Annotated in this window: 13 protein-coding genes; 9 read left to right on the plus strand and 4 right to left on the minus strand. The window is 71.0% G+C overall.

The window, feature by feature from the left end:
- Positions 1–203: 203 nt before the first annotated feature.
- The gene (locus tag V5F75_RS08865) at positions 204–542 is read right to left on the minus strand and encodes a hypothetical protein (protein ID WP_394040984.1); all 339 of its coding nucleotides are present in this window, start codon (positions 540–542) and stop codon (positions 204–206) included.
- Between V5F75_RS08865 and coxB the strand changes: the two genes are divergently transcribed.
- The 9 genes from coxB to V5F75_RS08910 all read left to right on the plus strand — a co-directional run bounded on the left by coxB (position 451) and on the right by V5F75_RS08910 (position 8463).
- A complete protein-coding gene (coxB, locus tag V5F75_RS08870; protein WP_394040982.1) occupies positions 451–1233 on the plus strand; it encodes a cytochrome c oxidase subunit II in 783 nt (260 codons plus the stop codon). The two genes, V5F75_RS08865 and coxB, sit on opposite strands and share 92 nt — an antisense overlap.
- Before the next feature lie 145 nt (positions 1234–1378).
- Positions 1379–2983, plus strand: a complete 1605-nt coding sequence (ctaD, locus tag V5F75_RS08875) for a cytochrome c oxidase subunit I (protein WP_394034733.1) — start codon at positions 1379–1381, stop codon at positions 2981–2983.
- 196 nt (positions 2984–3179) lie between these two features.
- A complete protein-coding gene (locus tag V5F75_RS08880) occupies positions 3180–4154 on the plus strand; it encodes a heme o synthase (protein WP_394034732.1) in 975 nt (324 codons plus the stop codon).
- Between the two features lie 113 nt (positions 4155–4267).
- Positions 4268–4447, plus strand: coding sequence for a cytochrome c oxidase system small membrane protein (locus tag V5F75_RS08885; protein ID WP_394034887.1), 180 nt, complete (start codon positions 4268–4270; stop codon positions 4445–4447).
- Positions 4448–4463: 16 nt separating this feature from the next.
- Complete coding sequence (locus tag V5F75_RS08890) at positions 4464–5024, plus strand: cytochrome c oxidase assembly protein (RefSeq protein WP_394034731.1); 561 nt, start codon at positions 4464–4466, stop codon at positions 5022–5024.
- A 79-nt stretch (positions 5025–5103) separates the two neighbouring features.
- A complete protein-coding gene (locus tag V5F75_RS08895; protein ID WP_394034730.1) occupies positions 5104–5967 on the plus strand; it encodes a cytochrome c oxidase subunit 3 in 864 nt (287 codons plus the stop codon).
- A 7-nt stretch (positions 5968–5974) separates the two neighbouring features.
- Positions 5975–6364, plus strand: coding sequence for a DUF983 domain-containing protein (locus V5F75_RS08900; protein WP_394034729.1), 390 nt, complete (start codon positions 5975–5977; stop codon positions 6362–6364).
- Positions 6361–7125, plus strand: coding sequence for an SURF1 family protein (locus tag V5F75_RS08905; protein WP_394034728.1), 765 nt, complete (start codon positions 6361–6363; stop codon positions 7123–7125). The genes V5F75_RS08900 and V5F75_RS08905 overlap by 4 nt, the downstream gene beginning before the upstream one ends.
- Positions 7126–7218: 93 nt before the next feature.
- Positions 7219–8463, plus strand: a complete 1245-nt coding sequence (locus tag V5F75_RS08910; RefSeq protein ID WP_394034727.1) for an NAD(P)/FAD-dependent oxidoreductase — start codon at positions 7219–7221, stop codon at positions 8461–8463.
- Positions 8464–8471: 8 nt separating this feature from the next.
- Here V5F75_RS08910 and V5F75_RS08915 read toward each other — a convergent pair whose 3' ends face one another.
- From V5F75_RS08915 to uca, 3 genes are all read right to left on the minus strand, one after another.
- Entirely contained in the window at positions 8472–9038 is a 567-nt protein-coding gene (locus V5F75_RS08915) for a hypothetical protein (RefSeq protein WP_394034726.1), read from the minus strand.
- A 795-nt stretch (positions 9039–9833) separates the two neighbouring features.
- Positions 9834–11651 carry an allophanate hydrolase gene (gene atzF, locus V5F75_RS08920; protein WP_394034725.1) on the minus strand — a complete coding sequence of 606 codons (1818 nt, stop codon included), beginning with the start codon at positions 11649–11651 and terminating at the stop codon, positions 9834–9836.
- Positions 11651–15208 (minus strand): urea carboxylase, encoded by a 3558-nt coding sequence (uca, locus tag V5F75_RS08925; protein WP_394034724.1) that lies wholly within the window; start codon positions 15206–15208, stop codon positions 11651–11653. The genes atzF and uca overlap by 1 nt, the downstream gene beginning before the upstream one ends.
- Between the last annotated feature and the right edge of the window lies 1 nt (position 15209).

Here is a 15209-nt window from a genome sequence, read left to right on the forward strand (position 1 = left end):
ATCCAGCAGCGGGGAGGGGATTCTCCGGGCAGATCTCTGCCGCCTCACCTGCGGTAAATTGTCTCTATTCCAGCAATGGAACCGGCGAGGAGGACAGTCGGCGAAAGACCCTGAATTCCATATAAGTATATGACACTAATAATGTTATTCATATTCTCGTGGCGGTATCCGGAGAGGAGAGAGGGGTGTTTTGACCTGAAGCGCTACTGTGTCGCATGCGTGCGGTGCGTCAGCGCATTGCAAAGCACAAACGAATGTGTTTGCCGAAATTTCGCGATGGTGGCAGCCTGAGCATGACCGGCAAAAAGCCGGCGATTGTGGCGAAAGCCGCACATCCCCCGGAAGGGGCGGCACATCGGCAGCAAATGGCCGAGCCAGGGAAGAGGCGAGCAAGACATGTCGCGCACGGCCATCGCCGCCTGCGCCGCGTCGAGTTTCTCCGCGGCGTTCATCTTCGCTTCGGCCGCCCTTGCCGGCACCGGGCAACCATCACCATGGCAGATGAACCTGCAGGGCGCCGCCACGCCGGTGATGGAGAGCATCCGCGACTTCAACACCTTCCTCCTGGTCATCATCGTCTCCATCGTCCTGTTCGTGCTGGTGCTGCTCGCCATCGTGGTGCTGCGCTTCAATGAGAAGGCCCACCCGGTGCCCTCGCGCACCAGCCACAACACCCTCATCGAGGTGATCTGGACGGTGGTGCCGGTGATGATCCTGGTGGCCATCGCCATTCCCTCCTTCCGTCTGCTGCACCTGGAGCTGAGGGTGCCGGCCGCGGACATCACGCTGAAGGCGGTGGGGCACCAGTGGTACTGGTCCTACGAATATCCCGACCACGGCGGCTTCGGCTTCGATTCCCTGCTGGTGCAGGACGCCGACCTGAAGGAGGGCCAGCCGCGCCTGCTCACCGTGGACAACGAGCTGGTGGTGCCGGTGAACAAGGTGATCCGCATGCAGGTGACCGCGGCGGACGTCATCCATTCGTTCGCCGTGCCCGCCTTCGGCATCAAGATCGACGCCCTGCCGGGACGCCTCAACGAGACCTGGTTCAAGGTCACGAAGGAGGGGGTCTATTACGGCCAGTGCTCGGAGCTGTGCGGGCGTGACCATGCCTTCATGCCCATCGCCGTGCGGGCGCTGAGCGAGAAGGACTTCGAGGCATGGGTGGCGGCCGCCAAGGGCAAGTTCGCCGCCGCCTCGGACGCGGCCGGGCGCTTCGCCGCCGCGCGCTGAGGGACACGGGACAAGAGGGACACGGGACAAGAGGGGCAGGGCGCCATCGGGGCAGAAGAATCCCGAGGCGCCCGCAGCCCGGCGGGCCCCCGCGCCCGCGCGCGGCACGGGTCCCCGCGGGAGACATCGCCAGGGAGAGCAGGGCATGGCCACGTATGCGCTTTCGGATGCCGATCACGCCTCCGTCCCCACCGGGTGGCGGCGCTGGCTGTTCTCCACCAACCACAAGGACATCGGCCTCATGTACCTGATCTTCGCCATCCTGGCGGGGATCGTGGGCGGGGCGCTCTCCATCGCCATCCGCATGGAGCTGCAGCAGCCGGGGCTGCAGATCTTCGCCAATCCGCAGGTGTTCAACGTCTTCACCACCGGCCACGGCCTCATCATGATCTTCTTCATGGTGATGCCGGCGCTCATCGGCGGCTACGGCAACTATTTCGTGCCGCTGATGATCGGCGCGCCGGATACCGCCTTTCCCCGTATCAACAACATCGCGTTCTGGCTGCTGCCGCCGGCCTTCATCCTCGCCGGTTCCTCATTGTTCGTGGAGGGCGCGCCGGGCACCAACGGCTTCGGCGGCGGGTGGACCATCTATCCCCCGCTCTCCACCAAGGTGGGCCATCCGGGCCCGGCCATGGACCTGCTGATCTTCGCGCTGCACCTCGCGGGCATCTCCTCCCTGCTCGGCGCCATCAACCTCATCACCACCATCTTCAACATGCGTGCGCCGGGCATGACGCTGCACAAGATGCCGCTGTTCGTGTGGTCGCAGCTCGTCACCGGCTTCCTGCTGCTGCTGTCGCTGCCGGTGCTGGCGGGCGCCATCACCATGCTGCTCACCGATCGCAACTTCGGCACCACCTTCTTCGATCCGGCGGGCGGGGGCGATCCCATCCTGTTCCAGCACCTGTTCTGGTTCTTCGGCCACCCGGAGGTCTACATCCTCATCCTGCCGGGGTTCGGCATCATCTCCCACGTGGTGTCCACCTTCTCGCGCAAGCCCGTGTTCGGCTATCTCGGCATGGCCTACGCCATGGTGGCCATCGGGGTGGTGGGCTTCGTGGTGTGGGCGCATCACATGTACACGGTGGGCCTCTCCGCCGGCACGCAATCCTATTTCGTGGCCGCCACCATGATCATCGCCGTGCCCACGGGGGTGAAGATCTTCTCCTGGATCGCCACCATGTGGGGCGGCTCCATCCAGTTCCGCACGCCCATGCTGTGGGCGCTCGGCTTCATCTTCCTCTTCACCATCGGCGGCGTGACGGGCGTTGTGCTCTCCAATGCCGGCATCGACCGTTCGCTGCACGACACCTATTACGTGGTGGCGCATTTCCACTATGTGCTGTCGCTGGGCGCGGTGTTCGCCATCTTCGCCGGCTGGTATTACTGGTTCCCGAAGATGTTCGGCTACATGATCCCCGAATTCTGGGGCAAATTGCACTTCTGGGTCACCTTCATCGGCGTCAACCTCGTCTTCTTCCCCCAGCACTTCCTGGGCCTTGCGGGCATGCCGCGCCGCTATGCGGACTATCCGGACGCGTTCGCGCCCTGGAACTTCGTCTCCTCCGTGGGCTCCTACATCTCGGGGGTCGCGGTGCTCATCTTCCTCACCGGCACCACGCTCGCCTTCCTGCGCAAGCAGAAGGCCGGCGACAACCCCTGGGGAGAGGGCGCCACCACGCTGGAGTGGACCTTGTCCTCGCCTCCGCCGTTCCACCAATTCCAGGTGCTGCCGCGGATCAGCTGAGGATGGCGAGGGGAAGCGGCGGCGAGGGCAGACGCCGCCGCTTCCCGGCCGCCCGTTTCTCGGGCCGTGAAGGCCTGCCTGGAGCGTTTTCCACTCGCATCGGCTCGCGGTAACCGCTCTAGATTATTGAGATCACACATTTTCTTCACGCGAACCGGAATCCACTTCGCTTGAAAATGCCCTAGGGGTCACCGCCATGAGCGATATCGGGATCAGCGACACGGGGCTTCGGGCGGGTGCATCCGCCGCGCGGGCGGGGCGCGCGCCGGCGGAGGGGCTCGCGACCCCCGGCGATTATCTCGCCCTCATGAAGCCGCGGGTGATGTCGCTGGTGGTGTTCACCGCCCTCGCGGGCCTCGCGCGCGCGCCGGGGGAGATGCACCCGCTGCTCGGCTTCACCGCGCTGGTGTGCATCGCCGTGGGCGCGGGGGCGGCGGGCGCGCTCAACATGTGGTGGGATGCCGACATCGACGCCCTCATGGCCCGCACCAGGGGCCGCCCGGTGCCCGCCGGACGCATCTCGCCGCGGGAGGCGCGCGCCTTCGGCCTTACGCTCGCGGCCTTCTCGGTGGGGGTGCTGGGGCTGCTGGTGAACCCGCTCGCGGCCCTGCTGCTGGCCTTCACCATCTTCTTCTACGTGGTGGTCTACACCATGTGGCTGAAGCGGGCGACGCCGCAGAACATCGTCATCGGCGGGCTCGCGGGGGCACTGCCGCCGCTGGTGGCCTGGGCGGCCGCCGCCGGCACCGTCTCGCTGGAGCCGCTGCTGCTGGTGGCCATCATCTTCTTCTGGACGCCCCCGCACTTCTGGGCCCTCGCTTTGTTCCGGGCCGACGACTACGCCCGCGCCGGCGTGCCCATGCTGCCGGTGGTGGCGGGGCCGGATGCCACCCGGCTCCAGATCCTGCTCTACACCCTCTTGCTGGTGCCGCTGGCCGCGAGCCCGGCGCTGCTTGGCCTCGCCGGGCCGGCCTATGGCGCGGTGGCGCTCATCGCCGGGGCGGTGATGCTGCGCCGGGCGGTCCGCGTGTTCCGGGTGCGGCAGGGCGAGGCGGCCGTGAAGGCGGCGCGGGGGCTGTTCGCCTTCTCCATCCTCTATCTCTTCGCGCTGTTCGCGGCCCTGCTCGGGGAAGCCATGACGGCGCATCTCCTGGAGGGACGCCCGTGGTGACGCGCATCCGCAAGCTGAGGGAAGGGCCGGCCTCCGCCGCCGGGCCGGAACGCCGCCGGGGCACCGGGGGCAAGGGTACTGGCAAGGGCGCGGGCAAGGGCGGGGCCGGGCAGGTGGTCGCCCTGCCGCGCCGGGAGGCCGCGCCGGAGGGCGTGGTGCTCACGCCCGAGCAGCGGCGCAGCCGGCGCGCCCGCTCCATCGCCATCGCGGTGGCGCTGGGAGCGCTCGCTCTGCTGTTCTACGCGGTCACCATCGTGAAGCTCGGTCCCGGCGTGCTCGGCCGGCCGCTGTGAGGAAGGGGAGGCGGCCATGGACGGGCGCGGACGGGGGCATGTGACGGCGGCGGCCCTGGCCGGCTTCGTGGCGGTCATGGTGGGGGTCACCTATGCCTCGGCGCCGCTCTATGCCGCCTTCTGCACCCTCACCGGCTTCGGCGGCAGCACCCGCGTGGCGGCCCGCGCTCCGCAGGCGGCGGCGGAGCGGGAGATCGCCATCCGCTTCGATGCCAATGTCGCCGCCGGCCTGCCCTGGAGCTTCGCGCCCGACGCGCGCGAGATGGTGGTGCGGATCGGCGCCCCGAGCCTCGCCCACTACAGCGCCCGCAACACCTCCGGCGCGGAAACGGCGGGCAACGCCGCCTACAATGTCTCCCCGCCCCAGGCGGGGGCCTATTTCGTGAAGATGCAGTGCTTCTGCTTCGACGAGCAGCGCCTCGGCCCCGGCGCGGCGGCGGACATGCCGGTGGCCTTCTATGTGGATCCGGCCATCCTCGACGATCCGGACCTGAAGACGCTGCCCGCCATCACGCTCTCCTACACCTTCTTCCCCGCGCGGACGCGGGCGGGCGAGGGCGGCGGGCCCGGCGGCTAGGTCGAGGCTGCCGGGGGGCAGGGGACAACACGGCGCGCCGCGCCGGAACGGGAACGCAAGGCAAGGGAGAGGGTTCGCCATGGCCCATACGGATGTCGAGGCCCGCGCCGGCCATGAGGCGCACGCACCCGCGCACGGCTACCATGTGGTTGATCCCAGCCCCTGGCCCATCGTCGGCTCGGTCTCGGCGCTGGTGCTCACCATGGGCGCCGTGGCGTGGATGCATGGCGGCACGGCGCTCATCATGGCGCTCGGCGGCCTCGGCATTCTCTTCACCATGGCCGGCTGGTGGCGGGATGTGATCCGCGAGGGGCGCCAGGGCCTCCACACCCTGGTGGTGGACCTGGGCCTGCGCTACGGCATGATCCTGTTCATCGCCTCGGAGGTGATGTTCTTCGTCGCCTGGTTCTGGGCCTTCTTCGATGCTTCCCTGTTTCCCGGCGAGACCATCAATTTCCAGCGCACGCAGGTGACCGGCGGCATGTGGCCGCCCCAGGGCATCGAGACCCTCGACCCCTGGCACCTGCCGCTGCTCAACACGCTGATCCTGCTCACCTCCGCCACCACCCTCACCTGGGCGCACCACGCGCTGATCGAGAACGACCGCGACGGGCTGAAATGGGGCCTGTGGAGCACGGTGGGGCTCGGCGCGCTGTTCACGCTGCTCCAGGCCTATGAATACGCCCACGCCCATTTCGATTTCGCCGGCAACATCTATGGCGCCACCTTCTTCATGGCGACCGGCTTCCACGGCTTCCACGTCATCGCGGGCACGGTGTTCCTCGTGGTGTGCCTGCTGCGCGCCTACCTCGGGGATTTCACGCCCGAGCGCCACTTCGGCTTCGAGGCGGGCGCCTGGTACTGGCATTTCGTGGACGTGGTGTGGGTGTTCCTGTTCGCCTTCATCTATGTCTGGGGTTCCCTCGGCAGCGCGGCGCATTGAGGGCGGCATGGCGCGCGCACCAGAGCCGGGCGGGGCCCGGCCGCTTGCCTCCGGCCTTCTCGGGCGGTGCCCGCGCTGCGGCCGGGGGCATCTGTTCAAGGGCTTCCTCAGCCTCGCGCCCGCCTGCACGTCCTGCGGGCTCGACTATGGCTTCGCCGATGCCGGGGATGGGCCGGCGGTGTTCGTCATCCTCATCGGCGGCTGCGTGGTGGTGGCCGCGGCGCTGTGGGTGGAGGCCGTGTTCGAGCCGCCGCTGTGGGTGCACGCCGCGCTGTGGATTCCCGCCACCCTGGCCGTGACCCTCGGCCTCCTGCGCCCGCTCAAGGGCCTGCTGGTGGCCCTGCAATATCGCAACCGCGCGGCGGAAGGGCGCCTGGACCGGCGCGGGCCGCCGTGATCGCGGGCTCGGAGGCGCGGCGCCTTGCCGCCGGCGGCGCACGGGGCATTCTGGTCCCGGTGCTGGCGGTGGCGGCGGCGTTCCTCGTGCTTGCCGGCCTCGGTACGTGGCAGCTGCGGCGCCTTGCCTGGAAGGAGCAGGTGATCGCCGCCGTCACGGCCCGCGCCGGCGCGCCGGCGCAGGACGTGCCCCCGCCGTCGTCTTGGCCGTCGCTGAGCCGCGCGCGGGACGAATATCTTCACGTGCGGGCGCGCGGCACCTTCGACCATGCGCGCGAGACCCTGGTCTATGCCGTGCGCGGCGCGGACGAGGGGGGGCCGGCGGGGCCGGGCGCCTTCGTCGTCACGCCCCTGGTGCGGGCGGACGGGCCGCCGCTCCTGGTCAACCGCGGCTTCGTGCCCCAGGCGCGGCGCGATCCCGCGAGCCGGGCCGAGGGGCAGGCGGCGGGCGAGGTGGAAATCACCGGCCTGCTGCGCCTGCCGGAGGAGGCGAGCTGGTTCGTGCCCGCGAACGACCCCGCGCGCGGGGCCTTCTACCGCCTCGACCCGGCGAGCATCGCCGCCGCCCGCGGGCTCGCGGGGGCGGCGCCCTTCATCATCGATCTCGACGCAGGGCCGGTGCCCGGCGGCCTGCCGGTGGCGGGCACGACGCGCCTCTCCTTTCCCAACCGGCACCTGGAATATGCCCTCACCTGGTATGCCCTCGCGGCCACCCTGCTGGCGGTGAGCCTCGCCGCGCTGTGGCGCCGGCGGCGACCCTGAGCAGGGGATTTGCCATGGCGCGGCCCCAGGATGGGCGTGCTGATGTCATCCGCCGCGCCTAAGATCGTCCGTCCCCGTGGGAGACTCAAGGTCATGGCGCGTTGCGATGTGGTCGTTCTGGGAGCCGGTATCGTCGGGGTCAGCGTCGCGCTGCATCTCCAGGCGCACGGCCTCTCGGTGGTGCTGATGGACCGCGCGCAGCCGGGGGAGGGCACTTCCTTCGGCAATGCCGGGGTCATCGAGGGCAGCGCGCTGCTGCCGGTGGGCTTCCCGCATGATCCCCTGACCCTGCTGCGCCACGCGCTGAAGCAGGCGCCGGAGAGCAACTACCATGCCTCCGACCTGCTGGAGCTGGCGCCCTGGCTGTGGGACTATTTCCGCCATTCCACGCCGCAGGCGCTGGAGGCCACGGCGCGCGACCTGCGGCCCCTCATGGCGCGCGCGCGGGCCGAGCACCACGCGCTGGCCGAGCCCGCCGGCGCCATGGGGCTCCTCACCCCCACCGGCTGGATGAAGCTCTACCGGGACGACGCCGCGTTCGCCGCCACCGCCGCCGAGCGCGCGCTCGCGGACGAGCTGAAGGTCGCCTACACGGTGCTGGACGCCGCCGGCGCCATCGCCCTCGAACCCTTCCTGAAGCCGCGCTTCGAGGCCGCGATCCACTGGCACGATTGCGACAATTGCGCGGACCCCGGCGGCCTTGTGAAAGCCTATGCGCGCCTGTTCGAGCAGCGCGGCGGCCTGTTCCTCCACGGCGATGCGCAGAGTCTGCGCCGCGCCGGCGCCTATTGGCGCGCGGAGACGGCCGAAGGGCCGGTGGATGCGGAGGAGGCGGTGGTGGCGCTCGGCCCCTGGAGCCGCGACCTGCTCGACGCGCTCGGCGTGCGGGTGCCGCTGGTGGCCAAGCGCGGCTACCATGTCCACCTCGCGCCCGAGGGCGGCATGACGCTGGGCCGCGCGCTGGTGGACGTGGCGGGCGGCTATGCCTTGCAGAACACGCGCTACGGCATCCGCCTCACCACCGGCATCGAGATCGCCGCCCGCGACGCGCCGGCCACCCCGGTGCAGGTGGAGAAGGACATTCCCATGGCGCGCGAGCTTCTGCCCCTCGGCGCGGTGCGGGAGGCGGAGCCGTGGCTGGGCCGGCGCCCGGCGCTGCCGGATTCGAAGCCCATCATCGGCCCGGCCCCCGGCATCGGCGGGCTGCACCTCGCCCTCGGGCACGGCCACTGGGGGCTCACGCTCGGCCCCGTCACCGGCCTGCTGCTGGCGCAGATGATGACCGGCAATACCCCCTTCACCGATCCCAAGCCCTTCTCGGCGCGCCGGTTCCTTTAACAGCGGCCTCAGCCGCGCACGAAATAGGCCTTTGGCCGCGTGCCCTCGCGGAAGTAGCCGAACAGGGCGGCCGCGCCCACCACCTGGGCCAGGATGCCGGGCGCGAGGGCGGCGAAATCGGCCACCGTCGCGCCGTCGGGCGCCATGGCCGAGCGGATGGAAAACTGGCTGTAGGTGGAGACCGCCACCCAGGCGATGAGCAGCACCGGCGAGACGGTGAGCGCATGGCGCGACTTCATGACCGTGAGCACCACGAAGCTCGCGCCCCAGGCGAACAGCACCAGCTGCGGCCACAGGCCGAGGCGCAGCAGCTGGGCCTGGATGGTGGAGCCGGCGAAGGTTTCGCTCAGTGCCCAGCTCGCGCCCGAGACGCCGGTGGCCGCCACCAGCGAGAACAGAGCCGCCAGCGGCAGGGCGGTGATGCCGCAGGCGCACCAGAACAGCACCATGAGCGCGCCGCCCAGCTTCGGGGTTTCGCGCGGGGTCGCGCGGCGGCGCGGCCGGGGCGGGGGAGAGGCGGGCACGGAGGCGCGCTTTTCGGAGGACGGCGTTTCGGACGGGGGCGTTTCGGTCATGGCGGGCCCTTTGGCGCGCGCCCGATGCCGGGACCGCGCGGGGAAGACGCAGGGATGCCGACACCATTAGAGCATCGCCGCGATTCTTTGAAACGCGGCCCGCCGGCCGGTTCGGGCAGAGCGCACGCGATGCCCCGGCCTTCGGCGACGTCGTTTCCCGGCGCGGCCGTTCATGGTGGGCCGGGTCACCGGGCCCGCCGCGCGCGGCGCCGCCGGTGGACTGGCGGCGTGGGGGCTCCCCCGCTGCCCTTGTGCCCTTGCTTGGTGGAGGCCGGGCGCGCCCGCGCGGGCGGCGCCGTGGAACCGGGCGGGCGGTCGCCTGCGGAGCGTGTCGCGGGTCCGCGTTTCCACGGGCGCCGCCTGCTCCCGCGCTCGTGTCCGCCGCCGGAGATGGCGCCGCCCCGCTGCGTCTTCGACCGCACGGGCGATGGGCGCGACGCGGACGGGTAGCGCTTCGCATCCGACGGCGTGGGCCCCCGGCGGTGGAGCCGGCCCTGCGGCGCGGCCTTCAAGGAGACTGGACGCTCACACCTGTGTCCACGCGTGACGCACCCCGGCGCGGGGCCTGCGCCGGGCTATGTGGGGGCGGACCCGCCCGCCGGAAGCGCCCGGCCCGCCACCACCTGCTCGCGTGGGTCCTCACGGGGCCTGGACACTCACACCCGTGTCGGTGTGTGGCGGCGGGCGCCAGTGCGGGCCTGCGCCGGGGTATCAGGGGGCTGAGCCGCCCGCCGTAAGCGCCTCGGCCCGTCGCGGCCGGCTCCGCGCCGGGCACTTCCGCGAAGCGGCGGCGTCTCAGGCGGCGGTGCCGCGGGCGCACCAGGGGCGCCAGCCGCCGAAGGCGGTGATGTCCTCGGCGCCCGCCGTGGCGTGGGCCTCGCACAGGAAGCCGCTGACGGCGCTTCCGTCGTCCAGCGTGAGCTTGCCGATGCCGAGCGGCGCGGGAATGGCGGCGACGAAGGCGGCGAAGGCGGCGGGCGGCAGGCCCCACACCTCCACCTCCACGCCCGGCCCCGAGAAGCCCGGCGCGCGCACGAGGCCGGGCTTGGCCGGCACGGTGCCGGGCAGGGCGAAGAGCTGGTAGTCGGGCGCGGTGCGGCAGGTTTTCAGCAGCGCGCCGCCGGCCCGCGTCAGCTCGGGGTTGAGCGGCATGCCGGAAAGGTGGGCGCCCACCACGGCCAGCGGCACCAGCCCCTCGGTGGCGGGGGCGAGGCGCGCGCCTTCCGGCACCGCCGCCGTCCGGTCGCGGCCGATGCCGCAGCCGCCCTGCGCGGCGGCGGCGCGGTGCAGGCGGTCCGCCAGCGTGGCGAGGGTGTCGTCGCAGAAGGCGGGGGCGACGAGGGTGACGCCCACCGGCAGGCCATCGGCCCGGAAGCCGGCGGGCACCGCCACGGCGCAGCAGTCGAGCAGGTTCACGAAATTGGTGTAGCGCCCCAGCATGGCATTGAGGCGAATGGGATCGGCCAGCATGTCCGCCACCTTGACGATGCGCGGGGCGGTGGGCAGCAGCAGCACGTCCATCTTCGCCCATTGGGCGTCGGTGGCCTTGCGGTAGGCTTCGAGCGCATAGGCGCCGTGGAACGCATCCACCGCCGAGAAGCGGCGCGCGCCGGCGATGATGGTGCGCACGGTGGGGTCCATCTCCTCCGCATGGGCGTCGAAGAAGGCTTCCACCGCCGCCAGCCGCTCGGCCACCCAGGGGCCGCCATAGAGCAGGTTCGCGCACTCGCGGAAGGGTACGTAGTCGATCTCCACGGCGGTGCCGCCCAGGGCCGTGAGGCGCGCGGCGGAGGCGTCGTAGAGCGCCTCGGCCTCACTGTCGCCGTCGAAGAAGCGCTCGCGGCCGGCGAGCACGCCGAAGCGGAAGCCCTGGAGCGGCAGCGGGCGCGGGGCATCGGCGCGCGAATAGGCGTCGCCGGCGTCCTCGCCCTGCATCACCCGGCGCACGAGGGTGGCATCGCCGGCGGTGACGCCGAACACCGAGATGCAGTCGATGCTGCGGCAGGCCGGCACCAGGCCGGTGTTGGGCACGAGGCCCTTGGTGGGCTTCACGCCCACGAGATTGTTGAAGGCCGCCGGCACGCGGCCCGAGCCGGCGGTGTCGGTGCCGAGCGAGAAGGCCACCTGTCCCGAGGCCACCGCTACCGCCGAGCCGGAGGACGAGCCGCCGGAGACGTAATCGGCATCGAACACCGAGCGCGGCGCGCCATAGGGCGAGCGGGTGCCGTTGAGGCCGGTGGCGAACTGGTCGAGGTTGGTCTTGCCGATCACGAGAGCGCCGGCCGCCTTCAGCCGCGCCACCACCACGGCGTCCTGCTTCGGCTGGGAGGCGAAGGCGGGGCAGGCGGCGGTGGTGGGCAGCCCCGCGACGTCGATATTGTCCTTCACCGCGAACGGGATGCCCCAGAGCGGCCGGGCCTCGCGCCCGCCCGCGGCCATGAGCGCGCGGGCGGCGGCGCGCAGGTCCTCATCCGGGACGCGTGAGATCCACACGGCCGGGTCGGTGCCCGCGTTCCGGCGGCGGATCACCTCTTCCGCCACGTCGAGCGGCGTGAAGGCGCCGGAGGCGTAGCCCGCCTTCAGGGTCGAGATGTCGAGCATGTCCGGCAGCATCAGGCGCTCTCCTCCATTACCGCGATCACGTCGCCGGCCCGCACCGTGCGGCCGGGCTTGCAGCGCACTTCCAGAAGACGGCCCGAGGCGGGGGCGAGCACCTCCATCTCCATCTTCATGGATTCGAGGATGGCGATGGGCTCGCCCGCCTTGACCACGGCGCCTTCCTCGGCCACCACCTTCCACACGGTGCCTGTCATGTGCGCGGCAACCGCGGTGGCGCCGGAGGGCAGGGGCTCCTCCTCGCCGGCGGTGAGCACCAGGGCATCCTCGGCCACGAAGCTGTCGAGCCCCCTGGCCTTCCAGTCCGCCCGCTCGGCCTCGAACGCGGCCTGCCGGTGGGCCTGGAAGGCGTCGATCTCCGCCTTGTTCTCGCCGAGGAAGCGCGCGTGCTCGCGCCAGGAGAATTCCGTCTCCTCGATCTTCAAAGGGTAGCGGCCATGGGGGAAGGCGGCGCGCGCCTCGGCCAGCTCCTTCTCGTCCACGGGGTAGAACTTGATGCGGTCGAAGAAGCGCAGCAGGTGCGGGTGTCCCGCCGGAAACTCGCGAGTGGCGCGCCAGGAGTTCCACATCTGGATCGTGCGGCCGAACAACTGGTAGCCGCCCGGCCCCTCCATGCCGTAGACGCAGAGGTAGGCGCCGCCGATGCCCACCGCATTCTCCGGGGTCCAGGTTCGGGCCGGATTGTACTTGGTGGTGACGAGGCGGTGGCGCGGGTCGAGCGGGGTCGCCACCGGCGCGCCGAGATAGACGTCGCCCAGGCCCAGCACCAGATAGTCCGCCTCGAACACGATGCGATGCACGTCCGCGATGGAGTCCAGGCCGTTGATGCGGCGGATGAACTCGATGTTGGAGGGGCACCAGGGAGCATCGGGCCGCACCAGCTCCTGGTACTTGCGCATGGCGAGCTGCACGGACGGGTCGTTCCACGACAGGGGCAGGTGCACGATGCGCGAGGGCACCGTGACGTCTTCCGCGTGGGGCAGGTCCGCCTCCAGCTCCGCCAGCGCCGCCGCCAGCCCGGCGCCGGAGATGCGGTCGGGATCGAAATGCACCTGCAGCGAGCGGATGCCCGGCGTCAAATCCACGATGCCCGGCAGCTTCGCGGCGCGGATGGCCTTGGCCAGCAGGCCCACGCGCAGGCGCAGGGCGATATCCAGCACCATGGGGCCGTACTCGACCAGGAGATATTCATCGCCCGCCCGGCGATAGACCACCGGCACCTCGCCATCGGGGATGGAGCCGAGGATGGGGCTCTGGGTGAGGCCCTGCGCCGCCGGCAGCACCGTGGGAGCCGTGATGCGCGGGCTTTCAGCCACGTATCCGTCGGCGCACGCGAAGCGCACGCCGTCGCCGGGCTTGAGCTGGCCCACCTTCCACAGGTCGTCCTTCGCCACCACCACCGGGCAGACGAAGCCGCCGAGGCTGGGTCCGTCCGGCCCCAGGATGATGGGCATGTCGCCGGTGAAATCGAGCGCGCCCACCGCATAGGCGTTGTCGTGGATGTTGGAGGGGTGGAGCCCCGCCTCGCCGCCATCGGTGCGCGCCCAGCGCGGCTGCGGGCCCATGAGGCGCACGCCGGTGCGGGCGCTGTTGAAATGCACCTCGTAGCGGTGGGTGAAGAGGTCGGAGATGTCTTCCACCTGGAAGAAATCCGGCGCGCCGTGGGGGCCGGAGCGCACCGTGAGCGTCCATTCGCCGGTGAGGGCGGGGATCTCTTCCGGCGCGGCCGGGCGGCCGGGCGCGGTCTCGGCATCGCCGATCTTGAGCACGTCGCCGGCGCGCAGGGTGCCGGTGGCGTGGCCGCCGAAGCCGCCGAGGCCGAAGGTGGCCTTGGAGCCCATGAAGTCCGGAACGTCGAGCCCGCCCGCCACGGCGATATAGGCGCGCTGGCCGGGCCCGGCGACGGCCTTCAGGCTCAGCGTCTCGCCCGCCTTGATGGTCAGCGGCGCGAAGCGCGGCACGGGGCGGGCGTCCACTTTCGCCTGCATGTCGGCGCCGGTGAGGGCGATCAGCGCATCGCGGTGGAAGCGCAGCGTGGGGCCGGTGAGCGTGCATTCGAGCGCCGCCGCGCTCTCCGGATTGCCCACCAGCGCATTGGCGAGGCGGTGGGAGCGCGCGTCCATGGGGCCGGAGGGCGGAATGCCCACGTCCCACAGGCCGAGCCGGCCGGGCACGTCCTGCACGCTCGTCTGGGCGCCGGGGTTCAGCACCGCGATGGCGCGGGGCGTGAAGGAGAAGTCCTTCAGCACGCTGGTGGCGACGGCGCCGGACACGAAGGCGTCGCCGGCCGTGACCGCGCCGAGATAGTCGAGATTGGTCTCCAGCCCATGGATGCGCGTGGCCTTCAGCGCCGCCTGGAGCCTCGCCACCGCCTCGGCGCGATCGGCGCCGTGGACGATGAGCTTGGCGAGCATGGGGTCGTAATGGGCCGTCACCTCGCTGCCACGCTCGATCCAGCCATCCACGCGCGCGCCCTCGGGGAAGGACAGGGCGGTGACGCGGCCGGTGGAGGGGCGGAAATCCGCCTGCGGGTTTTCCGCATAGATGCGCGCCTCGATGGCGGCACCCCTGGGGCTGAGCGTCGCGGGCGGGGTGAATTCGCCTGCCGCCTGGCGGATCATCCATTCCACCAGATCGACGCCGAACACTTCTTCCGTTACCGGGTGCTCGACTTGCAGGCGCGTGTTCACCTCCAGGAAATAGAAGTCCTGGCGGGCCACGTCCCAGATGAACTCGACGGTGCCGGCGCTTTCATAGGACACCGCTTCGCCAAGCTTGCGGGCGGCGTCCGTGAGGCGCGCGCGCTGCTCCACGGTGAGGCCGGGCGGCGGGGTCTCCTCCAGCACCTTCTGGTTGCGGCGCTGGAGCGAGCAGTCGCGCTCGCCCAGCGTCAGCACCCGCCCGTCGCCGAGGCCGAAGATCTGCACCTCCACATGCCGCGCGGTGGCGACGAAGCGCTCCAGATAGACCCGCGCGTCACCGAAGCTCGCCTTGCCCATGCGCTGCACGTTGGCGAACTTCGTGCGCAGCTCCTCCTCATTGGCGCAGAGCTGCATGCCGATGCCGCCGCCGCCGGCGGTGCTCTTCAGCATCACGGGATAGCCGACCGTGCGGGCGGCCGCGACCGCCGCCTCGGCATCGTCCAGAAGGCCCGAGCCGGGCAGCAGCGGCACGCCGGCCGCCCTGGCGATCTCGCGGGCCGTGTGCTTCAGGCCGAAATCGGTGAGGTGTTCCGGGCGGGGGCCGATGAAGGCGATGCCCTCGGCCTTGAGGCGTTCCGCGAAGGCGGCGTTTTCGGAAAGGAAGCCGTAGCCGGGGTGCACGGCCTCAGCCCCCGTCGCCTTGCAGGCGGCGAGAATGGCATCGGCCTTCAGGTAGCTGTCCTTGGCCGCGTCGGGGCCGATGTGCACAGCCTCGTCGGCGGCGAGTACCGGCGCGGTGAAGCGGTCGGCATCGGAATACACCGCCACCGAACCGATGTTCATCTTCCTGAGCGTGCGGATGACGCGCCCGGCGATCTCGCCGCGATTGGCGATGAGGACCTTCTTGAACATG

It is taken from the genome of Xanthobacter albus (assembly GCF_043194895.2).
In the GTDB taxonomy this organism is placed as follows: Bacteria; Pseudomonadota; Alphaproteobacteria; order Rhizobiales; family Xanthobacteraceae; genus Xanthobacter.

What these genes read in the sequence shown, in the direction of transcription:
- V5F75_RS08865 (WP_394040984.1), bottom strand. Translation starts at nt 542, where the DNA reads ATGCTCTCCATCACCGGCGTGGCGGCGCCCTGCAGGTTCATCTGCCAT.
- ctaD (WP_394034733.1), top strand. Translation starts at nt 1,379, where the DNA reads ATGGCCACGTATGCGCTTTCGGATGCCGATCACGCCTCCGTCCCCACC.
- V5F75_RS08880 (WP_394034732.1), top strand. Translation starts at nt 3,180, where the DNA reads ATGAGCGATATCGGGATCAGCGACACGGGGCTTCGGGCGGGTGCATCC.
- V5F75_RS08890 (WP_394034731.1), top strand. Translation starts at nt 4,464, where the DNA reads ATGGACGGGCGCGGACGGGGGCATGTGACGGCGGCGGCCCTGGCCGGC.
- V5F75_RS08895 (WP_394034730.1), top strand. Translation starts at nt 5,104, where the DNA reads ATGGCCCATACGGATGTCGAGGCCCGCGCCGGCCATGAGGCGCACGCA.
- V5F75_RS08900 (WP_394034729.1), top strand. Translation starts at nt 5,975, where the DNA reads ATGGCGCGCGCACCAGAGCCGGGCGGGGCCCGGCCGCTTGCCTCCGGC.
- V5F75_RS08910 (WP_394034727.1), top strand. Translation starts at nt 7,219, where the DNA reads ATGGCGCGTTGCGATGTGGTCGTTCTGGGAGCCGGTATCGTCGGGGTC.
- V5F75_RS08915 (WP_394034726.1), bottom strand. Translation starts at nt 9,038, where the DNA reads ATGACCGAAACGCCCCCGTCCGAAACGCCGTCCTCCGAAAAGCGCGCC.
- atzF (WP_394034725.1), bottom strand. Translation starts at nt 11,651, where the DNA reads ATGCTGCCGGACATGCTCGACATCTCGACCCTGAAGGCGGGCTACGCC.
- uca (WP_394034724.1), bottom strand. Translation starts at nt 15,208, where the DNA reads ATGTTCAAGAAGGTCCTCATCGCCAATCGCGGCGAGATCGCCGGGCGC.